Origin of the sequence: Bacillus sp. FSL R5-0523 (genome assembly GCF_037975295.1) — a bacterium.
Classification (GTDB): domain Bacteria; phylum Bacillota; class Bacilli; order Bacillales; family Bacillaceae; genus Bacillus; species Bacillus subtilis.
The window spans coordinates 971,819-994,476 of record NZ_CP150251.1 but is presented as its reverse complement, the minus strand read 5'-3'; the positions used below and the strand labels follow the sequence as shown (position 1 = coordinate 994,476).

Sequence of the window (22,658 nt, the reverse complement as noted above, 5' to 3'; positions counted from 1 at the left end):
ACCCGCCAATGCAGGCGGGTTTTTTCGGGTTATTTTTTATATTGAATATGATAAATATCACGCCGTCTGTCTTTTAGCTGCCGCACTGTACCGTTTTGGCGCTGTCTTCTGAGAATTTCCAGGTCAACGTCGCCGATGACGACCATTTCAATATTCGGGTTTGTTTCGCCGACAATGCCGTCTCGAGCGAATTCAAAATCAGACGGGGCAAAGATGCCTGACTGAGCGTATTGGATATCCATGTTTTCCGTTTGCGGAAGGTTTCCGACCGTTCCCGAGATAACCGTATAAATTTGATTTTCAACCGCTCTAGCCTGCGAACAGTATCTGACACGCAGATAGCCTTGACGGTCTTCTGTACAAAATGGCGTAAAGATGATTTTGGCTCCTTTATCAGCCGCAATCCGGGCAAGCTCAGGAAATTCAATGTCATAACAGATCTGGATCGCGATTTTCCCGCAGTCCGTATCAAACACGCGAACCTGGTCTCCTGCGCTGATCCCCCACCATTTGCGTTCATTCGGCGTAATATGGAGTTTATATTGCTTCTCGATCGTTCCGTCCCGTCTGAACAGGTAAGCGATATTATAGATCTTGCCTTCCTCTTCGACGAAATGAGATCCGCCGATAATGTTGACGTTATACTTCACAGCCAAGTCAGTAAACAGGCTGATGTAATCTTCTGTATACTCGGTAATTCTCTGCACCGCCAAGCTCGGTGACCGTTCCTCAAGGAAGGACATCAGCTGGGTTGTGAAAATTTCCGGGAACACCGCAAAATCAGATCTTGCGTCGGAAGCAACATCGACATAGTATTCTACTTGATTCGCAAATTCCTCAAAGGAATAAATTTTCTTCATTTCGTATTGGATCACACAAATTCTAACAGGGAACGCCGATTTATAATAGCGTTTTGTCTGCTGCGGTAGATAATCGACATTATTCCATTCCATCAGCGTCGCATACTTGATCGAAGCTGTATCATCCGGGAGATAGTTCGGGTTAATTCGCATAAGGGTAAAGCCGTTCATCAGCTGAAAAGAAAGAACCGGATCGTAAATTTGGTGGCGTGTCACCTGTTCAACATACTCTCTCGCTGTCATTTCCTCTGCATATTTGTGATAGTTTGGAATCCGTCCGCCTATGATGATGCTTTTCAGGTTTAAGCGTCTGGCTAAGTCCTTTCTCGCCTCGTACAAACGGTGGCCAATCTTCATTCGTCTGTACTTCGGGTCCACCATGACTTCAATTCCATACATATTCAAGCCGTCAGGATTATGGTTGGTGATATAACCGTCATCTGTAATGTCCTGCCACGTATGGCGGTCATCATATTCATCAAAGTTAATCAGGAGACTTGAGCACGAACCGATAATTTCACCTTCGAATTCTGCACAAAACTGCCCTTCTGGAAAATGCTCCAAATGGCTGATTAAATGCTCCCGCTTCCAAGGCTCCATTCCTGGAAAGCAGTCCTTTTGAAGATCGATAATCTTGTCGATGTCTTTCTCTTCGATATTGCGAATAACCATTTTCTTTTCAAACCGGGTCAAATCTAATTTCTCAGACAACCTACTCGCTCCTTTCTAGTTTTGTGAGTTCAGATGATCAAGCAATAGGGCGAGCTCCATCTCCGCCATTGATTCAAGCCTGTGATCATAGTCTTCAAACATCAAGGTACCCGTTACTTTATTCGGGACAATGACACACTTCATGCCTGCACGTTTCGCAGCAATCGAACCATTGACAGAATCCTCAAACGCGAGACATTCCGCTGGCGATACCCCGAGGTTCTTTGCCGCCAATAAATAGAGTTCAGGATTCGGCTTTACCTCTTCCACATCATCCGCCGTTTGAATAACTTCAAAATCATCAAACAGGCCGATTTGCTTCAAATGGCCGGAAACCCATTTATAATCAGAGCTGGAGGCAAGGCCTATTTTTAAGCCCAAATCCTTTGCCGCATTCAAATACGCTTCGACACCAGGTCTCGCTTTTTCTGTTTCCATGCGTTTGGCGAACCGCTCTCTTCTCAATTGTGTGAGCTCTTCATGGTTCAGCTTTTTCCCGATCTGCTCTTCTAAATAGTCAAAAGGCCGGAAACCCGCAGCAGTTCCGATGACCTTCCCCCAGACAGATAGCGGCAGCACTGAGCCGTGCTCTTCAAATATTTCCTGAAGAACCTCATATTCGTGTGTTTCTGTATCTAGAATAAGCCCGTCAAAATCAAAAATTAACGCTTTAATCACTGGGTACAACTCCTTTAGTCCGAATTGAGACATATGTATACACTCAACTATACCCCGAAACAAGTCTGCTTTCAAAAAGTAAAGCTTTATGTGAAGAAAGAGCCTGCACACTGCAAGCTCTTTCTTATTAATGAATGTTTTGGTGAGAAATGTTTGTCAGCGCTGATCCCGCAGACTCGTTCGACATCTGATTGACTGCCAGGTCTCCAAGCGCAACGATCCCGACTAGATTGTTTTGATCTACAATAGGAAGGCGGCGGATTTGGTGCTGGGCCATCAGCTGCGACGCGTCTTCCAGACTCATATTAGGGTTTCCTGATACGAGTTCTGTTGACATCACTTCTGAAACGGGTGTCTGGCCATCACGGCCCTGAGCTGTAGTTCTTAATGCAATGTCACGGTCAGTCAGCATTCCTTTTAAAACACCTTGCTCTACAACGGGGATCGCCCCGACGTTATGCTGTTTCATTAGAGAAGCCGCTTCCTGAATCGTTTGATTCGGAGAAACGGTTGCCACCTGCGTTGTCATTGTATCTTTAACTGAACTCATTGTCAGCACCCCTTTCAATCATTAGTATGTTCAGACACGAGCCGTTTAAAAAGGGAGTTAGAGGAAAGGTTTTATGATATGATTTCTCTGATACAAAAAGAGCTTTTCTAAAAATAGAAAAGCTCTTGCCGCATGATTATATCAGCCTTCTTTGACCGAAAAAGGCTTTGTTAGTCTTCTTTTGAAAGTCAGAAAAAGCAAACGGAAAATAAATCCCAAAATCATTCAGCATCTTGCTGTTTTTTTCAAAAATCGCCCGATCACTCAAATCAGAGTGCGGCGAAGGCTTGGTCAGGATAATATGTATCATTTGCAGACAAGCCATAATTTGAAATGCTTCTTTTAATGTTCCTTGGTAATAATGGTTATTTAAAGACAGAACGCCTTTCTTTTTAAAGCGCTGAATGTCCAGTTCGGAGAAATAAAGAGGAAATACATCATGGATCAGCTCCATAGACAGCTCCTTGATAAAGCTCTCCTGTTCTGCAGTTGCTGCGTTCACAATTCTCACGTCAATCACCTTTCTTGCCATCGAATATCCTAAGTCTTACTCAAGAATAGCACAGAAAAAAACGCGAAAGCTAAGGTAAGTGTTTCCTATGAGAAACAGCAGCCTTCCGCTTCGAAAAGGAGCCATTTAACATGAACCAAAAAGACAGAGGGCTTGAGATCCTCATCAATGAAAAACAGGACGGCCAATGGCTGTTTTCCGTACTCAAAACAGCGCTCAAAGCTTCTAAACCAGTGATACAAGACTGGATGTCCCATCAACAGATAAAGGTCAATCACGAATCCGTCTTAAACAATATGATTGTAAAAAAGGGAGACCGCGTGTTCATTGATCTTCAGGAAAGTGAAGCATCTTCGGTCATTCCGGAGTATGGCGAGCTTGAAATTTTATTTGAGGACAATCACATGCTCATCGTCAATAAACCCGCTGGCATAGCGACGCATCCGAATGAGGATGGGCAAACCGGCACACTGGCTAATTTGATCGCGTATCATTATCAGATAAATGGCGAAACATGTAAGGTGCGCCACGTCCATCGTCTTGATCAGGATACATCTGGCGCTATCGTTTTTGCCAAGCATCGTTTGGCACACGCCATCTTAGACCAGCAGTTAGAGAAAAAGACGCTGAAGCGTACGTATACCGCCATCGCTGAAGGTAAGCTACGGACGAAAAAAGGGACAATTAGTTCACCGATCGGCAGAGACCGGTCACACCCGACAAGACGCCGGGTTTCACCAGGCGGGCAAACAGCCGTCACTCATTTCAAGGTAATGGCCAGCAATGCGAAAGAGCGGCTGTCACTCGTTGAATTAGAGCTGGAAACAGGCAGAACACACCAAATCCGTGTTCATCTGGCGAGCCTCGGCCATCCGTTGACAGGAGACTCGCTTTACGGAGGCGGAAGCAAGCTGCTAAACAGGCAGGCGCTGCACGCCAATAAAGTACAAGCGGTTCACCCGATAACAGACGAGCTCATAGTTGCTGAAGCCCCTTTCCCTGCTGATATGAAAAACCTTTGCCGCACATATTTTTCATGAAGAAAAGCCGCAGGCACTGCCTCGGCTTTTTAAGTCACTCGTTTTCCATATATAATATAGCGCTTCGGAGCATTCCCGACGTATGAAAATGGATAGCAGGTCGTCAGAATCAGCTCTTCCTTTTCATGCTGGAGCGTGATAATAGATGTGTCATCCTTATCAACAATTTTTGTTTTTACAATTTCATATGTGAATTCTCCATATGACAGGAGAATGCGGAGCCGCTCCCCCTTTTCCAGCTCTCCCGTCCGGCGAAACACGGTATCTCGATGCCCTGACAGCACAATTTGTCCGTTTTCATCAGGATAATAGCTGTCCTTGTAATGCCCGACACCTTTTTCTAAATCATCAGCATCAGTGCCCTCCACAATCGGAAGCTCTGCATTGATTTTCGGTATTTCCAAAATGCCGCTCGCTTGGCCGGTCTCAGGCTTAAATGATGCTTTGTTCTTTGCTTGATCTGTGCTATTTTTCATCCCCGAAGCTTCCTGCGGCTTTTTAGCCGCCAGTTTTGCTTCTTTTAGTGTCTGTTCCGTTTTCATATTCGTATCGATCAATTTAAAGCCTCCATAGCCTGCGATCACTAGGCCGGCAGCAATGATAAATAGTGGAATAACTTTTTTCACGTTCTGGAGGCGCTCCTTTTTCTTCTGACATATAGATAAGTTCCTGACAATGTCACCGCCGCACCGATTACCATAAAGTTATAGTAGTTTGCTGATGTATCTGGAAGAGGATGCTCAGACCCACTTTCCCCGCCCTCGTTTCGTAACGGCAATGTGCTGATGCTATTAGCAGTATCAGCGGTTTTTGTGTTGTTGATTGGTATTTCATTGAATCTCGAAATGGCTGAAGGCGGCAGCTGATGAACCGGTGCTGTGCCCGGAGTTTCTTTTATATCAGGCAAATCTTCACCTGGCCTTGGATCCTCTTTAATCGGATCCTCCGTCACCGGATCATCTCCAGGCTCTTCCCTAATAGGGTCTTCTGTTACAGGGTCTTCAATATCACTAGCTTCAGCAAGCTTAATTCTTCCCTCTTTTGTATACGCAATTGGCTCATCAAAACTCTTCACGTACTCAACTGTCGCTTCCAAATCCTCAGGCCCTGTCACCGGATTTTTTCCCAGCAGTCCGATTGGCTGATATTTGGCTCCTGTCGCTGTCGCCATAAAGTTGTTGACGGTCAATGTATATGTGGCATCGGGCTGGATCTCGGTGCCATCTGCCATTTTCAAATCAACTGCTTTTCCGGTTTCTTTATCCCACGTATACGTAAACCCGCTGATGCTGTAGTCAGGCCCAAATACCGGCGAGATTTGCGCATTGATAATCTCTCTTAAATCTTTTCCTTTAATCTCAAGCTTCGTTAACACATTTCCAAACGGCTGAATATTGTAAAGATCTCCCCACGTAATTGGACCCTTCTTCAGCGCTTCACGTATGCCGCCGCCATTCATAAGGGCAAAATCCGTTTTCATGGCAGTTCTCATACCATCCGCAATCAGGTTTCCAAGAGGTGTATCGCCGTCATTTGAATACCCTCCTTCCATATCAACAGCGGCTTCGCCGACTACCTCGCTGATAATCGGTTCCGCAATGGTTTCGTATTTCTTTAAAATGGCTGACGCGCTGACATCCGGTTCGATTTTACTTTGATCAACATATACGATTTCCGCGGACTTTTTGACAATGTCTTTTGTCGTTTTATCAATCTCTACATCAACGACACCTATCGCTTTTCCATATTCAAACGCTTGAACAATCAGTTTTCCATTCACTTCGCCGTTAACTACCTTATGATTATGCGCGGCAAAAATCACGTCAATTTCAGAATCTGTTTTGTTTGCAAGATCAGCAGACTCACCGGTAATGGCGTTGCCGTTTTGTTCAGCTGACATATGTGCGAGAACCGCGATGGCCTTCACGCCTTTTTTCTTCAGCTCTTTGGCCGCCTTATTCACCGCTGTTGCTTCATCTGTAAACTCGATATTTTTTATTCCTTCAGGCATAACCATGCCAGCTGCCGACTGTGTGACAACTCCGATAAAAGCAACGGGTACGCCCTCCACATTTATGATGTCATAAGCCGGCAAAAAGGGCTCTCCAGTTGATTTCATTTTACAATTGGCACATACAAGGGGAAAGTTCTGTCCATCATATCCGCTTGTTCCTTTCAGATGATCACCGCCATTTAAGATCCTCAGCAGTTCATCCGTGCCTTCATCAAATTCGTGGTTTCCCACGGTTCCGACATCAAATCCGATGTCCTCCATCAGTTCTACAGTCGGTTCATCCTGAAGAAGAGAGGAAACTGGAGAGCTTCCGCCGATCATATCTCCCGCGTGCACAATCAGCGAGTTTTTCTTTTCAGCCTTTTTTTCTTTTAAATATGCGGCGGCATAATCCATGCGTCCAAACGTGCCGTCTACAGTTCCATTTCCATCAAGATCAAGCTCATATTGCTGATCGATTTTGCCATGCAAATCATTCATGCTGAGAATTCTAAGCGACACATGTTCTTGAGGTGCCGTTTGCCTTTTTTTATATCCCGCGCTCTCCGCTTCACTTGCTGAAGCGAAGAAAATTCTGTTTTCCACAGCTACCTTCTTCCAGTCAGCTGGCTGCACATATGTTTTATTCGACGAATCCCCTACATATCTTGTCAAGCCTTTCCCTTGCTCTCTGGCTCTAAATTCAAACGGCATTTCCATGAGCGGATCGTTTTCATTCCAGATTCCTTTTTGGTCTTTTTTTGCAGTGGCTACTGCGGCCTGAAACTGCTGATAATCCTCTTCATTGTCAACCGGCCAAATAAAATACGTCGGAGCATATCCGTTTTTCACAAGCTCTAAGTTCACGTTTGAACCTGATTCGGTTATGACTTGTCCGAGCAATCTGCCATAGCTGTCCTTGGCTTCACTCCCGACCTTGACAGTAATTTTATCACCTGGGGACAGAACCGTTTTTAGATAGTCAGATGCTTTTTTGCCAAATCTTAATTGATTTTCATCTGCGTCATTTTTTGGTGTGTGATATGTTTCGGGTGTATCAACATTTACAAACCGGATTTTTGTCGTTCCAAGAACCGGAGATTTGAGATGAATGGTATCGCCGTCAACAACCCGGTCAACAATCCCTTCATATTCTCCCTCCGCAGACGGAGGTGCGGGCTGATCTTCAAGCAGCTTCAGGTCAGCCGATTTTCGCGGAAGCAGCTGAAAGGTTTGGTATCTGCTTAACACACCGGTAAATTCATACCATTTGCCCTCATCAAGCTCGTTTATCACCCCTGTTTCATTCATAACCCGGAGCGTCATTGCATGATGGTCGTCATCAATCATTGTTACATTGTAACCGCCGCCGGCAGGAGAACTTGGAATTGAGGAAACAAAAGCGGTTAGTTTCACAAGGCGTCCTTCATACTGATCACCCAGGCTGCCGTTAATGAGTTCATTGATTGTTAAGTGTTTGGGGGCGGGGAGGGATTGGTTTGACTGGTTGATTTTGATGCCTGATGGGCTTGGAACGATTTCTTTCAGCCCTTGGTAAGACGTGATTTTCCCTGTCACCGTGACATCCATACCCTCTTTTAATTCGGGAAATTCCTTGAACCGTTATCTTTTTTCCAAGAAGAAGCGGATTGGTTTGCAGCCCAAATTGGCTTCTGAAGGCGGAGGGGATTTGCACAGGAAGGATGTGATCGGGCGATGTCTCGTTTTTACGGTCTGCCAGCGCGACATTATAATCATTTGAAAAAGGGCTTGTCAGCTTATAATGCTGCGGGGAAACAGCCTGGCCGACTGCATATCCTTCGATAAGCGCCTGTCCTTCTTTTTGCTGTATTGCCTTCTCAACTGATATAGGCTGCTGCGGTTCAGCTGCTTTTACAGCTTCGCACGTGTACATTACATTTAAGAACATCAATGCCGTGATCAACACAATATGCAGAATACGCCTCATCATATTTCCTCCCTTAATATACACATAATGACAATGACTTTGTCTGTCTATCATTTCGACAGACAGCATATAATTCCTTTCAGGCTTCTGCATAATAAGCGGCAGACTGACACAAAATACAGCTGATCTGAAAAAAAAGGAGGAATTCGGTTTGGATCAGTTCAATCAGCAGCAGCAATCCCAAATGAACAAAGGTATTCCTGGCAAACCGCATAAAAACCATGGCGGACATGAAATGTTTGATATGCATGAGGTGCTTTCCGGAACACTTACTGTGCTTGATCAGTTTATGATGCTGAGACAATTCTGTAAGGATCAAGAATTATTAAACATCCTTGATCGTCAACATCAATTCATCACATCTCAATACAATATAACTGCAGAATGCTTCAAAACAGGAAGCGAACCTTCACAAAAAACAGCAACTTATATGATGAAGGAAGACAACCAGACTGTTTACGGCATGCAGCCGTCACAGCCTAAAAAACCTGTTCAATCCATGAATGATATTGATGACAGCATCATCAGCCGACAAATGCTTTGCGCGATTAAAGCACAAGCTTCTATGCTGACGATGGCTTCTCTGGAAATGACAAATCCGGCCGTAAGACGCGTACTGTCTGCGCAAATTCAGGAGTATGTTGAAATGGCATTTGAAATTTTCCTATACCAAAACAAACACGGCTATTACCAGGTTCCTCAGCTTGATGCGCAGGATATGGAACAGCTGAGAAATTCATTCGCCCCTGCCCAAGGACAAATGCCTCCGACACAAGGCGGAATGGGCCAGCAAGGACTTCACTAATAACAAAGGCATTGGATAGATACTATCCAATGCCGCACTGTTTTTTTCGAATTTTTTCTTAAAATCTTTTTCAAATTGATCAAGACTTTCCTTTGTTGCTGATTTAAACCCTTTTTCAAAGTCCCCTTTTCTTGCTGTTTCCTTAATCATTTCTGAAATAATGTCTTTCCCATATTTGTCCGTCAGCTCATCGATCATATAAAAGCTTTGCAAATAGACATCAGTGTCATATTCGGCTCTGGCTTCCTGCCAGTCTCGATCAGTCTGCAAACGGTCAAAGGGCACGACAGAAAACGTGATCGGATCTATGAGCAATTCATAGTTCGCAATCCACTCGCTTAACCCTTCATGAAACCATAACGGAAACTCATCGGGATCCGTCTCAAGCTCCTTCAATTTCTGATGAAACGCATGGTGCGAGTATTCATGAATCAACAATCTCTGGTACAAATAAACCGCTACCTCGTCCCCTTCTAACAGTTTCTTTTTCTCTTCAGGCAACAGTCCAATCAACTGCTCCCGTTCAGAATAAAAACCGACTACATCCAATAAACCGGAGTAAGCCTCCATCTGTTTTTCATTAGGAAAAAAAATAATGTCAATAGGCTTTTGATTCGAATATCCAATCATAATCTGATTAATACTGACCGCATATTCAAGCGTTTCTTTCGTCAATGGCAGTAAGGACTTTTCCTTAGAAGTGTAATAAATATCGGCCTGTTTGAATGACTCTTTCTTCATGTGCTTCGTCACTTGTTCTTTTGTTATTCCAGATACCTGACCTGGAAAAGACAGGATATACATCGCGCTTGATACGATGGCTGAGCTTACAGCCAGCATCACAAGGACTCCGCACAGGAATAGAGCGGATGCCGCACGCTTTCCTATGCCATCCCGCAAACGTCTCCCTCCCTGAGCCGGTCCGTCTTGTACCTTTTTATTTTTACTCTATGCAGCCTGAGTTCGCAGTGTGTCATTAACGCAAAGAAAAAGCCGCACAAATTGTGCGGCTTTTTTTATTTATTCAGCGTTAGGGAATACGCGCTGTACAGTTTGTGTAAATTCATCAAATAATCCGGCGATTGGGTCACCATTTTGAATACGTTTTCCATATCCTTGCATACGCTCTACAAAATCAGGGTTAGCTGAAACGTAAACATTATCAATGTTTTTGTCAGTAGATCTTACCTTTTTGGCTATTTTTTTCTTCAAATTGTCTTCTACTGCACCTTTATTTCCATTGGTTAAAACGACTGCAACGTAGGCTTGATTTCCAGCCACAATGATATCGGCATGCTTTACTTCTTTTAGGTCTGTTACTTTATCAGCTGCTTCATCAGCAACCTCGAGTTTCCGGTCGTTGTTATTATCGTCATTTACACGATTGTTATTGTTATTGACATTATCAGTAACATTGTTGTCAACATTATCCCGGTTGTTTACATTGCGCATATCGTCATTGGCCGGATTTCGATAATTTACATTTCTTACATCATTATTATCACGTCTGCCCTCACCTTGGTCGGCCACACCGCAGCCAGTCATAAGCAAAGGGATAAGAAGCACAGACGCAAGGACTTGTTTTTTTCCAAGCATGTGAATTCCTCCTTTATCACTTTACGTATAGGTTTTTCTAACTGGCTTTAATTATGCATGCAAATCTGGAGGAAATGCTTTCCCGGGAAATATAACGGTTAATTTGTCTAACGAGGGGGAAAATATGAATACACTGCAAAGGAGGGATCATGTTGTTCAACCAGCGAAGAGGAATCAGCCCCGCAGCATTGATCATAGGATCAACTATGCTTATTGCTGCATTATCACCTCAGATCCGCCAAAGAATCAGCGGGTTTATCACAGGACAAATGAACAGACGACATTCAGAAAATAACACATTTGATGCTTCTAATGTAGGAAACATAGTCAAACAAGCATTTGGCGGCAGCAGCGGGGATAAACAGGACCGTTCGCAACATCAAAGCCAGCGGCAAAATGGCAGTCAGCACCAGCACGCAGGACAGCAGCAAACACAGCATCAGCATACACAGTCTCAAACTAGGCAAACTGAGACAGCCGCGAAAAAAAGACAGCCGCATTATGCTGAACCCATTCATTTTGAACAAAGCGCGATGAATGTCATGGACGACAACACGATGATGGAAATGCTGGAGGACTTAGAACCCGGCCGTTAAAAAAACGTGTAATCCTGTCGGATTACACGTTTTCATATGTTACGCTTCTTCAGCTTCAATCACTCTGGATTGATCATGAAATGCCCCTTGATCAATTTCCTTTGTGACCTTACTTGTAATAAGACCGGATGTCATGCTTCCGCTGACATTCAAAGCAGTACGCCCCATGTCGATTAACGGTTCAATTGAGATTAACAAACCAGCGAGCGCGACAGGCATGTTTAATGATGATAAAACAAGAAGCGCCGCGAATGTGGCTCCGCCGCCGACTCCGGCAACACCGAAGGAGCTGATGGCAACGACTGCGATAACAGTGATAATAAACACCGGGTCAAATGGATTTTGGCCGACAGTCGGAGCAATCATCATCGCCAGCATCGCAGGATAAATGCCGGCACATCCATTTTGGCCGATCGAAAGACCGAACGAACCGGCAAAGTTTGCGATTCCCTCCGGTACACCCATGCTTCTCTGTGTTTTAATATTCAGCGGTAAAGCACCTGCGCTAGACCTTGACGTAAATGCAAATACAAGTACAGGCACCGCTTTTTTCAAATAAATCACCGGATTCAAGCCGCTGAACGTCAGCAGCAGCAAATGAATGATAAACATAGTGATTAACGCGGCATATGAAGCAATCACGAACATGCCCAGTTTTAGAATGCTGTCAAGATCACTCGTGGCAATTGTTTTTGTCATGATGGCCAGCACCCCATAAGGCGTCAGTCTCAAAATGAGTGTGACAACACGCATGACAATGGCATAAACGGCATCAACCAGTTTTTTAAATGTTTCTGCCTGTTCCGGCTGTTTGTGTTTTACGCCGAGGAATGCCACTCCAAGGAAAGCGGCAAAAATAACGACAGCGATCGTTGAAGTCGGTCTAGCTCCCGTGAAATCTAAAAACGGGTTTCCAGGCAGCAGTTCAACAATCTGCTGCGGCAGCGTTTTCGCTGTCATATCCTCTGATTTCTGCTGAAGCTCCTGCCCCCGTGAAAGCTCTGTACTTCCTTGGTCAACCTGAATCGCCTGCAGATCAAATGAAAGCGCGGACGCGATACCGACAGCTGCAGCAACTGCTGTTGTTGCTACTAAAATCCCGATAATCAAACCGCTGATTTTCCCAAGATTTTTTGTCAGCTTCAGCTTTGTAAATGCACCGAGAATCGAAATAAAGACGAGCGGCATGACAACCATCTGAAGCAATTTGACATATCCGCCCCCGGCAATATTAAACCAGTCGGCTGTTTGAATGACTATATTTGAAGTCGGGCCGTAAATCAGCTGAAGAGCAAATCCGAATACAATCCCCAGCCCCAGCGCAGTAAATACACGTTTAGAGAAGGAAACATGTTTTTTCTGCATAACAAAGAGCCCTAAGATAAGTAAAAATAAAATAAATACATGTAATACAACCAGTAAAGTCTCCAAAGCAGGTAAACTCTCCCTTCAAATTTTCTCATTTACTATATTACACTAATTCCGATGGGTCAAGTGCGAATTATTTTAACTTATCAATTCAAGTAAAAAAACCTTATATAATGCCTTTTTTGTTCTTTTCTTTCCCTTCCATCTTTAGTACCTTATATAAGGGTGATAATATTTGCTGAAAGAACTGTTTGTAAATTTGACCATTTTAATCACATTTAATTATCTCTTCACCCACCTGTTTAAAGAAAGGCTAGTACATAAAAAAGACAGCATATCTTTTCAAGCTGTTAAAGGACTGGCCTGCGGTTTGCTCGGGGTTATTCTGATGGTTTTTGGATTTACCTATCAGCATTCAATTATTGATCTTCGAAATATCCCTATTATGATTGCCGCTCTTTATGGAGGCTGGGTTTCAACGGCAACGGCCCTGGCCATGATCACTGCAGGCCGCTTGCTGATTACGATGAACACATCTGCACTATACTCGGTTATTATCATTTGTATCGCTGCCATTCCGTCACTCATTGTTTCTAGAAGAAAAAAAGTTCAACTAAAACATGCTTTCTATCTTTTAATCATCACAAATAGCTTGATCTCCTTTTCCTTTTATTTTCTTATAGATTTACATTCATACGAACTTCATTTGTATTTTTGGATCATATCAATAGCGGGCGGCATGCTCAGTTTATATATTATTGATCATGAAACAAATGCACATCTTCTTTTTAAACAATATAAGTTTCAGGCGCACTTTGACTTTTTAACAGGCGTGTATAACCGAAGAAAGTTTGAAGAAACCACAAAAGCTCTGTATCAGCAGGCGGCCGATACCCCGCATTTTCAATTTGCACTGATTTATATGGATATCGATCATTTTAAGACCATCAATGACCAATATGGCCATCATGAAGGAGATCAGGTGCTCAAAGAGCTGGGGTTACGTCTGAAGCAGAGCATCCGAAATACAGATCCTGCCGCTCGGATCGGCGGTGAAGAATTTGCCGTTCTCCTGCCGAACTGTTCTCTTGATAAAGCAGCCCGGATCGCTGAACGGATCAGGAGCACTGTAAGTGATGCACCGATTGTATTAACAAACGGCGAAGAGCTTTCAGTTACGATATCACTAGGGGCCGCTCATTACCCCAATAATACGGAACAGCCAGGATCCTTGCCCATTCTTGCCGATCAAATGCTTTACAAAGCGAAAGAAACGGGACGGAACAGAGTGTGTTTTTCAGAAAAAAAAGAATGAATTCAATGTTCGAATTCATTCTTCCAATCTGAAAGACGGTTCAAAGGCAGAAAAGCCGGGACAAGATCTCCCTGATATTCTTTTTCTATAAATGCCGCTGTATCATCAGCTTGATAAAGCTCAAGAATGGTTTGCAGCGCTTCCCGATCTTGATCCTCCGCTCTGACAACAATCAAATTCATCTCTTCCTCAGACATGAGTCCGCCGCTCTTTAGCGTATGCTTTTTCGGGTTCAGGCCCGCTTTTTTTGCTTCTGATGGTTTCATGACAAACACGTCGGCACCGCTCACTGCATCCTGTTGCCGGACAGCTTTTAATTTCAGGTGTCTCGGATTATCTTTAATCATATCAACTGAACCTGTTCCGTTAAATCCGTTTTTCAGCGTTAGCAAACCCGCTTCCTGGAGCACTGTAAGCGCCCTGCCAAAATCGAACGCTTTATCCGGAACAGAAACGACGGCTCCTCGCGGTATATCTTGGATTCGGTCATATCGTTTTGAATAAATGCCCATAGGCGTTATGTATGTCGTCCCGAGCGGCGCCAAATTAAGTTTGTATTTTTGAGTGAACGCCTGAAAATATGAAATGGTTTGAAAGGCGTTGGCATCAATTTCTTTGTTAGCGAGTGCGATATCAGACTCCGCATAATCAGAAAAAGGGATCAGCTGAATATCCAGCCCTGCCTCTTCAGCCTTTTGAGCAATATAGTTCCATATTGCCCCGTCAGACTCAGCAATCCCGATTTTTATCGATTCATGTTCTGCAGACGGTGAACATGCAGTAAATGAAACGAGAAGAACAAGGACGAAACTGCATATAAGCCACTTTTTCATTGTGACCATACTCCTATCTATGTATTAGAGCATGCAAGCAATATCAGACATAAAAATCATACGCTCTCTTAGTTGATAAACGTTGTCATTTGTAATATTGATTAACTTTTACCTTACTCATATCCAATAAGGTTGTCAATTCCTATTACTTATCTTCCCAAAATGAAGGAATACTAAGGCAAACGTATGATCACATATCGAGAAAACAGATGAATTTCCGTAAATAAATATCAAATTGAAAAATAAATATGGTATTTTCCGAAAAAAATTTCAATAAGCAGTTGTTTTTTCTGAAGATTACTGGTAGAGTAAAGGTAATTATTTTTGTTCGAACTATCTTTAAGAAGAAAGTTTTGTAAGAGTTTTCGTCTTGAAAGTTTGTTAAGAGCAAGAATAGTGAATTTAAGCGTTATGATCGCTTTAGGAGGAAATTTCATGTTAGAAGGTAAAGTAAAATGGTTCAACTCTGAAAAAGGTTTCGGATTCATCGAAGTAGAAGGTCAAGACGATGTATTCGTTCATTTCTCTGCTATTCAAGGCGAAGGCTTCAAAACTTTAGAAGAAGGCCAAGCTGTTTCTTTTGAAATCGTTGAAGGAAACCGCGGACCACAAGCTGCTAACGTTACTAAAGAAGCGTAAGCATATATTGATATGAAAAACTGCAGGTGCAAACCTGCAGTTTTTATTTTGACAAAAAAGCTGTTTTGCTTATGCAAAACAGCTTTCTTGATTAGTTTGCAATATCCCGTTTCATGAAGATTCCAAAAGCAAGCAGCAGAAAAATGATAAAGTAGATCGCAAGCATGACGATAGAAAACGTCATAGTCATCCCTTCTATTAACGGTGTGCCATCCACATACTGAGTTAAATCGACATTAGCAAACAATATATACTTTGCCCAGTCAAATTTCGCTGCAATAAATGCAGTGGCTGTCGTACCGGCAACCAATAAAAAGATGGAAAACCCTACTGCAAGAGAGCTGTTTCTGAATACTGCAGACAGCATAAACGCCATCGTCGCCACCATTAAGGCCGAGACGGATTCAGAAAGATACGTTGTGGCCAAGTGACTCATCATGTTTTGCTCAATGACATGGCCATCCTTATAGATTAAATGAATATTCGCGGCGGTTTCACCACCCGTCCCGAAGAAAATCAACCCTAACAAAGTAGAACCGATAAATAAAATCAACAGCAATAGGAACCCAAACAGGAGAACTGTAATATATTTTGACATCAAAATTTGAAAACGGCTGAGCGGGCGGATCATTAACAGCTTAATGGTTCCCCAATTAAATTCGTTCGCGACAATTCCGGCTGCGATAATAATGGTAAACAGTCCGGTAAGGATGGTAAAACCTGCTGAATCCGTTACATAAGACCATACAGTATAGCCCGTGTCATTTGGGATGTTATGTTCAATGCGATAGTTGTTGAGTGTGATTATTTCTTTATATCCATCTTTCAGTGAAGGATCGTCTTTGATTTCTTTCTTTAATTCGGCGTTTTGTGCTTGAAGTTCTTGTTTCCAATGAGAATTTGCTTCACCGGCAGAAAAATGATTCGCCAAAAATGCAAATCCAACCATTGTCAGCCCCAGAATTCCGATCATCACCCATGTTCCGGCACGGCTGAAAATTTTGATCCACTCATTATAAATCAAATTAAGCATGCTGAACCTCCTCTTTTGTTTCACCTGTCATTTCTAAGAAACGGTCCTCTAATGATTTTGTTATGACCTTGACCTCATAAATACGGATTTGCTGCATCACCAGCAATTCAATAACCGCAGGGACTTCTTCTTTAGCCAGTTTGATTTCTACACCATTTGTCTTACTCAGCAAATCGTACTGATTTAAAACAGCAGCGGCTTCATTCGGCTGCTCAACCTGGAAGAAATATGTATCGTTCTCATCAATGTTTTCATCTTTTACATTTTGAATATCGATCAGCTTTCCTTTTTGCAAAATCGCAATTCGATCACACATCAGTTCCATTTCTGACAGCAGGTGGCTTGAAACGATGACAGCCATTCCTCTTTCTCGGGTTAGCTTCTTTAAATGATCTCTGATTTCTCTGATCCCCGCCGGATCAAGGCCGTTTGTCGGTTCATCCAAAATCAGCACTTTCGGATCGTGCAGAAGGCATTGTGCCAAGCCAAGACGCTGTCTCATCCCCAGAGAATATGTTTTCACCTTGTCGTGGATTCTGTCTGTTAAACCGACCAGTTCAACAACTTCATCAATTTTTTCCTTCGTGATACCCTTGACCATCCTTGCGTATTGCTGGAGATTTTTATATCCGCTCAAAAATTTATACAGCTCGGGATTCTCAACGATCGCTCCGATATGCTTAATCGCCTTGGCATATTCTTTCGTAATTGATTGGCCGCAAATGAGGACATCACCTTTCGACAGCTTCATTAACCCCACCATCATCCGGATGGTTGTCGTTTTCCCCGCTCCGTTTGGTCCCAAAAAACCGAATACCTCGCCTTCACGAATCGTAAAACTGAGATCATCAATGATCGTTCGGCCTCTGATGTTTTTAGTCACGTTTTTCAATTCCAACACTGTTTTCATCATATTCCTCCTCTTTCTAGCAAACTTCCATTTTTGATTTAAACCATTGCAAAACAGACATGCCTTCCTGTTCACGAATATCTTCTACTTCACGCTGCGCAACTTTTTCTCCATTGGCGAGGATGATTACTTCGTCTAACAAAGTCTCAATTTCATCAATTTCATGTGTCGCGATCACGACAATCTGCTGCTCAAAATCAATGTACGACACAAGGCTGTTTACGATGGAATCCCTGACCATCGGATCAAGCCCGGAAAAAGGTTCATCAAGCAAGATGACGTCTGCCCGTCTCGCTAAAGCAAGAACGATTTTCAGCCGGCCCCGATTTCCTTTTGATAGCTTTTTGATCTTTTTTTCCGGATTCAGCTGCATCTCATTCAATAGCTTATAAGCCTGTTCTGTTTGAAAATCAGGAAACTGCGACTGATAAAAATTCACCATATCTTTAACAGTGAAATGCGGATAAAACATATCAAGCTCAGTAAGATAAGCCGTTTGACGCACCATTTCTCTCGTAGCTTGTTTTCCATCTACTTTTACAAATCCTGAAGTCGGAAACAGAAGGCCAGCCATCATTTTCAGGGTCGTTGACTTGCCGCTGCCGTTCGGTCCGATCAGGCCATAAATCCGTCCGGATGATAGGGTGATTGACACATTATTGACGGCCGTATGGCGGCCGTATTTTTTTGATACATGTTCTAGCTTGATTTCCATTTTAGCCTCCCTCTGTGAATGTTTTAATCCCTTCTAACATTTCCTCTTTCGTTAGCCCCAGCTCTTTCATTTGCTTGACAAAGCCTTCCAGCACCTCTCGTGTCAGCTTGTCTTTCAGCTCGTCTACGATTTCTGCTTTTTCCGCAATAAACGTCCCTTGACCTCTTCTTGTCTCCACAATACCCAGCCTTTCCATCTCACTGTACGTTCTTTGAATTGTATTGGGATTTACCTTAGTTTGAATCGCCATTTCTCTTACTGAAGGAAGCTTGTCTCCTGGGAGCAGCTCCTTCCTGACCAGCCTATAAAAGATCTGATCAGCGATCTGCAGATAAATCGGTTTCGAGGATTGGAATTGATTGTCCATATTTACACCTCTACTTTACGATCAAGCAGTTTTGAAGCCATGATGAGCAGCAAGAACGTGATGACTATAGCAATAGGAAACCCTAGCACAGACAGATGGATAGGTTTTAGTTCCAATCTCCAAACATTGTGGAAGTGGAAATCAAAATTGGAATAGACAGTTACAGGCCAGAAATGCTTTTGAGATTCAACCAAAGGGCTTATGATGTATTCATCGAAGAATAACCACACTGCAACCAACAGAACCATCGCAGCCCACCGCATTCCGCGCCAATTTCTGAGAGAGTGAAAAACAGTCCAAAACACAATGACTGTTACTGACATATCTAACGAAGAAATAAGCCCATACATATTCAGCAAAGCCACTGTACTCGTTATATCAACTTGATGCTCCAGCAGATTTTTTACAGAGAGCATATGATACATCCATATGCCATAGGCTGTTAATGCCAACTGAATTACAAATTGATAGAGCAAAGATGCTGCCAATTTAGAAGAAAACAGCCATAAGCCGCCATTTGGATTGTACAGCCAAAGCTGTGATTTCCCTTCCTTGCGAAGGTGATAAAACACAAAAACAGGAGATAAGAAAAGCAGAAAAAAAGCAACTGCAACAAAAAAACCAAAAATGACTAGAGGTTCTTTCGTGCGAGAAGCTATAATATGGCCTGTTCCCAATAAGAAAATGATTCCACATATCCATACTAGCAGCCACATTCTTGAAAGCTTGATATCTTTCTTTAATAAACCTAAAAAAGAATTCATGTCTTTACCTCCCGGAAAAAATCCTCGGTGTATGAGTAACATAGTACACTAGATCAAGGTGGAATACAACATATTCCATGGATTTATTTGATAAAAACATAATTGATGGAAACAGCAAAAAAGGCAAACCCGCATGAGTAAACGGATTTGCCTTTTTCATTACTTTTTCTTATTTTTCATAGAGAGCAGCGCATCACGATAGCTGCGGTCCTGCATTTTGTCACTTTCCTCAGTGACCTCTTCTTCTGCATGAACTTCATCAGAATGCTTAAACTTTTGCAGCGCCTGCCTGTAAATATCATCACCCATTGTGTCACGCTTCTCTTTTGGAGAATCGTTTTTGACAACGGATGGCGTATGCTCGGCAGCCCTTGCTTCAGCAGGGTAATGCGCTTCGTTTTTTTCCTCTTCTGGAGGTGCGATTCTATCGGTTGCTTCTTGCTTCTCAGGTCCAGGTGAGGCGTTGCGGACGTTAAATGTAATAAGGGCCGCAATGACAATGACAGCAGCAATTATTGCTATAATAATGGCCATTTCAACCTCTCCTTACTGTCCTGCTGTTAGGTTTCCTGTGACTTGGCTGACACGTCTTCCCAACGCGCGTCCAAGCTGAATACCTTCCTCAGACATTAACTCATCACTGTCTACCGGACAAGTGACACCTGCTCCGTAATAAGAGCCATAAAGTGCGTTTTCAGGCACGTTGCCAGGCAGTCCGACAACAATCATGCCTTGGTGGAACATCGGCGTGATTAAATTGTGCATTGTCATTTCCAAGCCGCCGTGTGTTGTTGCCGTTGTGCAGAAGACAGCACCGACTTTGTTGATCAGCTCGCCTTCAGCCCACAAGTAGCCAAGTCTGTCGATCCAAGTTTTAAGACCGGAGCTGATTGTTCCGAAATGCCCTGGGCATCCCCAAATAATCGCATCCATATCTTTAAGCTTGCGGATATCAGCCTGATCTACATGGTCGATGAACACTTCAGCCGCGTCGTTTTCTCGCGCGCCTTCAGCAATTGCTTCTGCAAGCACTTTAGTATGTTCGCCTTCACTATCATACACTACATAAATTTTCATTCAGGAAACCTCCCTGTACAGATTAAGATTCCTTAGCTTCTTTTGGAGCAGGAAGTAATGAAAGCTCCTCTTTTTTCTTCTTACGCAATTTATCTTTTCTGACGTCACGCAGGAAGATACTTAAAATCAAACCTGCTACACAGAATAAGGTTGCCCACATAAAGGCATCATTTATCCCCATGACATTGGAATCGAGTGACGCGTGTTTATAAATATGTGAGTACACATATGTTTTCGCCGTATCATAAGACACATTCATATTCACCATTAAATTCGAAACTGCATTTTGGAACGCATGGAGGAAGTTCGGGTCCGCCGTGCTTGTTTTATCTGCAATTTGTGAATAATGGAATGTCGTCCGGTTTGTATAAATCGTCGTAATTAAACTTGTTCCGATTGATCCGCTGATTTGGCGAAGCGTGTTGCTCATCGCCGTTCCGTGGCTGTTCAGACGGGCAGGAAGCTGGTTCATCCCGGCTGTCATGACTGGCATCATTAAGAGAGACATACCAAATGCACGAATTGAATAGATCAGCATGATGTGTGTATATGGTGTATCAATTGTCAATTGCGTGTATTGATAGGTTGTTACCACTGTCACGAGAAGCCCGATAATCGCAAGCGGTCTCGGTCCGAATTTATCGAACAATATACCTGAGATCGGTGACATAATCAGCATAACGATCGCACCCGGAAGCAGAAGCAGACCGGATTGAAGCGCCGTAAAGCCGACCAGGTTTTGCAGATAGATCGGTAAAAGGAACATACCAGTGTAAAGTGCCACTGTTATAATGATATTAATGACACTCGAGAGTGAGAAAATGTCATATTTAAACACTCTGAAATCAAGCATCGGATCATCATGACGCAATTGCTGAACAACAAAAGCAACAATTGCAATGGCTCCGATAATAACTGTAGACAATACAATCGGGTCGGTCCAGCCGTCAGATCCGGCTTCACTGACTCCGTATAATAAGGAGGCGAATCCGACAATCGAGAGGATTGCGCCAAGAGTATCGAGTTTGATTTTTTGCGGCTCCACCATATTTTTAAAGATGAAGAAAGCCACAATGATAACAATTGCGCCGATCGGCACAAGTCCGTAAAACATAATGCGCCATGTATAATGCTCAATAATCCACCCGGAAAGAGTCGGGCCGACCGCTGGAGCAAACATCATCGCTAGCCCGAAAATCCCCATTCCTTTCCCCCTGCTTTCAGGCGGGAAAATTAACAGAATGGTTGTCATAACGAGCGGCTGCAAGATACCTCCGCCCACGGCCTGAATCAAACGGCCGATCAGCATTGTAGAGAAGTTAGGTGCGATACCGCAGACTAACGTACCGAGCGTAAAACAAAACATCGCGACGAGAAAGAGACTCCGCTGGCCAAATCGTGTAATCAGGAAAGCAGATAACGGAATCAATACACCGTTAACAAGCATGTAACCTGTTGTCAGCCACTGAATCGTCGTTGCACTTACGCCAAATTCAGTCATTAAGTGCGGCATTGCAACATTAAGCAGTGTTTGGTTTAGAATTGCCAAAAATAAACCCGCCATTAGCACAATCAGCAATGACATAGGGTTTTTTGCATTTTTTTCTTTGCCTGTAGCCATCTAAGACAACCTCCTTTCATGGTTTGATGACTGATCTGTTTTACTCAGAAATTTTAACAGATGCATTCATTCCAGGAAGCACCTTATCAGATGGGTTTTTGATTGAAATTTTCACAGGAATTTTTTGTGTTACTTTTGTGTAGTTTCCGCTTGAATTTGTAGAAGGAAGCATATCAAAAGTTGAGTTAGTCGCATAACCAATTTCTTCTACAGTACCGTCAAATGTAGTATCAGGGTCTCCGTCAACTACTACGTCTACACTATTTCCTACTTCAATATCCGCAATATCTGTTTCTTTAATATTTGCTGTGATGTATAGGTTGTCCATGTCAATCGTTTGTGCAATTGTTGTACCAGCTTGTACGGTTTGTCCGTTTTTCACTTCGTTTTTCACAATTGTTCCATCCATAATGGATTTTACGTCAACAGTTTGTTCGCCTTTGATTTTTGCAACTGTGTCGCCTTTTTTCACTGTTTTTCCTTCGTCCAGATCCCAGTCAGATACTTTACCTGCTGCTGGAGCAGTAATAGCAGCCATATCGCCCGCTACTTTTGCTTCATCTGTTTTTACGTAGTTTGTGCTTTGATAATAGTAGTAAGCACCTCCAGCTATAATTGCAAGAACAACAATCAAACCGATAATGTTGGTCAGAATTAAACGTCCTCTGTTCATTTTGTTTTCTCCTTTCGTTTCATCCTCTATCATT

The 22,658-nt window shown here is 43.1% G+C and carries 24 protein-coding genes and 1 pseudogene; 5 read left to right on the top strand and 20 right to left on the bottom strand.

Going from position 1 to position 22,658, the window contains the following annotated elements:
* Positions 1-29 precede the first annotated feature (29 nt).
* From NYE53_RS05115 to NYE53_RS05100, 4 genes are all read right to left on the bottom strand, one after another.
* Positions 30-1,571: a bifunctional GNAT family N-acetyltransferase/carbon-nitrogen hydrolase family protein gene (locus NYE53_RS05115; protein ID WP_032725279.1), complete on the bottom strand. Its 1,542-nt coding sequence runs from the start codon at positions 1,569-1,571 to the stop codon at positions 30-32.
* A gap of 15 nt (positions 1,572-1,586) precedes the next feature.
* Entirely contained in the window at positions 1,587-2,249 is a 663-nt protein-coding gene (locus tag NYE53_RS05110; protein ID WP_003233396.1) for an HAD family hydrolase, read from the bottom strand.
* Positions 2,250-2,376: 127 nt separating this feature from the next.
* Positions 2,377-2,799, bottom strand: a complete 423-nt coding sequence (locus NYE53_RS05105) for a CBS domain-containing protein (RefSeq protein WP_003245462.1) — start codon at positions 2,797-2,799, stop codon at positions 2,377-2,379.
* A 136-nt stretch (positions 2,800-2,935) separates the two neighbouring features.
* Positions 2,936-3,331 carry a YhcU family protein gene (locus NYE53_RS05100; RefSeq protein WP_072173884.1) on the bottom strand — a complete coding sequence of 132 codons (396 nt, stop codon included), beginning with the start codon at positions 3,329-3,331 and terminating at the stop codon, positions 2,936-2,938.
* Positions 3,332-3,441: 110 nt separating this feature from the next.
* On the opposite strand from NYE53_RS05100, the gene NYE53_RS05095 reads away from it, so the two are divergent.
* Entirely contained in the window at positions 3,442-4,350 is a 909-nt protein-coding gene (locus NYE53_RS05095; protein WP_339247581.1) for an RluA family pseudouridine synthase, read from the top strand.
* Positions 4,351-4,379: 29 nt separating this feature from the next.
* On the opposite strand, the gene srtA is transcribed toward NYE53_RS05095, so the two are convergent.
* On the bottom strand, positions 4,380-4,976 hold the full coding sequence (srtA, locus tag NYE53_RS05090; protein ID WP_339247579.1) for a sortase SrtA: 597 nt from the start codon (positions 4,974-4,976) through the stop codon (positions 4,380-4,382).
* Positions 4,973-8,381 (bottom strand): annotated as a pseudogene (locus tag NYE53_RS05085) (5'-nucleotidase C-terminal domain-containing protein). Before NYE53_RS05085 ends, srtA begins: the two are co-directional and overlap by 4 nt.
* 82 nt (positions 8,382-8,463) lie before the next feature.
* Between NYE53_RS05085 and NYE53_RS05080 the strand changes: the two are divergent.
* Positions 8,464-9,117: a spore coat protein gene (locus NYE53_RS05080; protein ID WP_009966881.1), complete on the top strand. Its 654-nt coding sequence runs from the start codon at positions 8,464-8,466 to the stop codon at positions 9,115-9,117.
* Here NYE53_RS05080 and NYE53_RS05075 read toward each other — a convergent pair.
* Positions 9,049-10,017 (bottom strand): hypothetical protein, encoded by a 969-nt coding sequence (locus tag NYE53_RS05075; RefSeq protein ID WP_339247576.1) that lies wholly within the window; start codon positions 10,015-10,017, stop codon positions 9,049-9,051. The genes NYE53_RS05080 and NYE53_RS05075 overlap by 69 nt on opposite strands.
* 120 nt (positions 10,018-10,137) lie before the next feature.
* A complete protein-coding gene (locus NYE53_RS05070; RefSeq protein WP_326223866.1) occupies positions 10,138-10,713 on the bottom strand; it encodes a YhcN/YlaJ family sporulation lipoprotein in 576 nt (191 codons plus the stop codon).
* A gap of 149 nt (positions 10,714-10,862) precedes the next feature.
* On the opposite strand from NYE53_RS05070, the gene NYE53_RS05065 reads away from it, so the two are divergent.
* The gene (locus NYE53_RS05065) at positions 10,863-11,309 is read left to right on the top strand and encodes a hypothetical protein (RefSeq protein WP_339247571.1); all 447 of its coding nucleotides are present in this window, start codon (positions 10,863-10,865) and stop codon (positions 11,307-11,309) included.
* A 39-nt stretch (positions 11,310-11,348) separates the two neighbouring features.
* Here NYE53_RS05065 and tcyP read toward each other — a convergent pair whose 3' ends face one another.
* A complete protein-coding gene (gene tcyP / locus NYE53_RS05060) occupies positions 11,349-12,740 on the bottom strand; it encodes an L-cystine transporter TcyP (RefSeq protein ID WP_003244685.1) in 1,392 nt (463 codons plus the stop codon).
* A 172-nt stretch (positions 12,741-12,912) separates the two neighbouring features.
* Here tcyP and dgcK point away from each other — a divergent pair, with 172 nt between their 5' ends.
* Positions 12,913-13,992, top strand: a complete 1,080-nt coding sequence (dgcK, locus tag NYE53_RS05055; protein ID WP_015383186.1) for a diguanylate cyclase DgcK — start codon at positions 12,913-12,915, stop codon at positions 13,990-13,992.
* A gap of 2 nt (positions 13,993-13,994) precedes the next feature.
* On the opposite strand, the gene NYE53_RS05050 is transcribed toward dgcK, so the two are convergent.
* Positions 13,995-14,825: a MetQ/NlpA family ABC transporter substrate-binding protein gene (locus tag NYE53_RS05050; protein WP_339247568.1), complete on the bottom strand. Its 831-nt coding sequence runs from the start codon at positions 14,823-14,825 to the stop codon at positions 13,995-13,997.
* A 435-nt stretch (positions 14,826-15,260) separates the two neighbouring features.
* Here NYE53_RS05050 and cspB point away from each other — a divergent pair, with 435 nt between their 5' ends.
* Positions 15,261-15,464 carry a cold shock-like protein CspB gene (cspB, locus tag NYE53_RS05045; RefSeq protein ID WP_003224086.1) on the top strand — a complete coding sequence of 68 codons (204 nt, stop codon included), beginning with the start codon at positions 15,261-15,263 and terminating at the stop codon, positions 15,462-15,464.
* Positions 15,465-15,555: 91 nt separating this feature from the next.
* Here the strand turns inward: cspB and NYE53_RS05040 are convergent, their stop codons facing one another.
* From NYE53_RS05040 to NYE53_RS04995, 10 genes are read right to left on the bottom strand one after another with little or no spacing between them, the layout of a single operon-like run.
* A complete protein-coding gene (locus NYE53_RS05040; protein ID WP_014663313.1) occupies positions 15,556-16,497 on the bottom strand; it encodes an ABC transporter permease in 942 nt (313 codons plus the stop codon).
* Positions 16,490-17,407, bottom strand: coding sequence for an ABC transporter ATP-binding protein (locus NYE53_RS05035; RefSeq protein WP_339247565.1), 918 nt, complete (start codon positions 17,405-17,407; stop codon positions 16,490-16,492). Before NYE53_RS05035 ends, NYE53_RS05040 begins: the two co-directional genes overlap by 8 nt.
* Positions 17,408-17,423: 16 nt before the next feature.
* Positions 17,424-18,122, bottom strand: coding sequence for an ABC transporter ATP-binding protein (locus NYE53_RS05030; protein WP_339247562.1), 699 nt, complete (start codon positions 18,120-18,122; stop codon positions 17,424-17,426).
* A 1-nt stretch (position 18,123) separates the two neighbouring features.
* On the bottom strand, positions 18,124-18,489 hold the full coding sequence (locus NYE53_RS05025; RefSeq protein ID WP_003233424.1) for a GntR family transcriptional regulator: 366 nt from the start codon (positions 18,487-18,489) through the stop codon (positions 18,124-18,126).
* Between the two features lie 2 nt (positions 18,490-18,491).
* On the bottom strand, positions 18,492-19,253 hold the full coding sequence (locus NYE53_RS05020; protein ID WP_339247560.1) for a hypothetical protein: 762 nt from the start codon (positions 19,251-19,253) through the stop codon (positions 18,492-18,494).
* 4 nt (positions 19,254-19,257) lie between these two features.
* Positions 19,258-19,413 (bottom strand): hypothetical protein, encoded by a 156-nt coding sequence (locus NYE53_RS05015; protein WP_003233426.1) that lies wholly within the window; start codon positions 19,411-19,413, stop codon positions 19,258-19,260.
* Positions 19,413-19,787 carry a hypothetical protein gene (locus NYE53_RS05010; RefSeq protein WP_003233427.1) on the bottom strand — a complete coding sequence of 125 codons (375 nt, stop codon included), beginning with the start codon at positions 19,785-19,787 and terminating at the stop codon, positions 19,413-19,415. Before NYE53_RS05010 ends, NYE53_RS05015 begins: the two co-directional genes overlap by 1 nt.
* A 12-nt stretch (positions 19,788-19,799) precedes the next feature.
* Positions 19,800-20,330, bottom strand: coding sequence for an NAD(P)H-dependent oxidoreductase (locus NYE53_RS05005; protein WP_003233428.1), 531 nt, complete (start codon positions 20,328-20,330; stop codon positions 19,800-19,802).
* A gap of 22 nt (positions 20,331-20,352) precedes the next feature.
* The gene (locus NYE53_RS05000; protein ID WP_003233429.1) at positions 20,353-21,951 is read right to left on the bottom strand and encodes an MFS transporter; all 1,599 of its coding nucleotides are present in this window, start codon (positions 21,949-21,951) and stop codon (positions 20,353-20,355) included.
* Between the two features lie 40 nt (positions 21,952-21,991).
* Positions 21,992-22,657 carry an HlyD family efflux transporter periplasmic adaptor subunit gene (locus NYE53_RS04995; RefSeq protein WP_014476241.1) on the bottom strand — a complete coding sequence of 222 codons (666 nt, stop codon included), beginning with the start codon at positions 22,655-22,657 and terminating at the stop codon, positions 21,992-21,994.
* Between the last annotated feature and the right edge of the window lies 1 nt (position 22,658).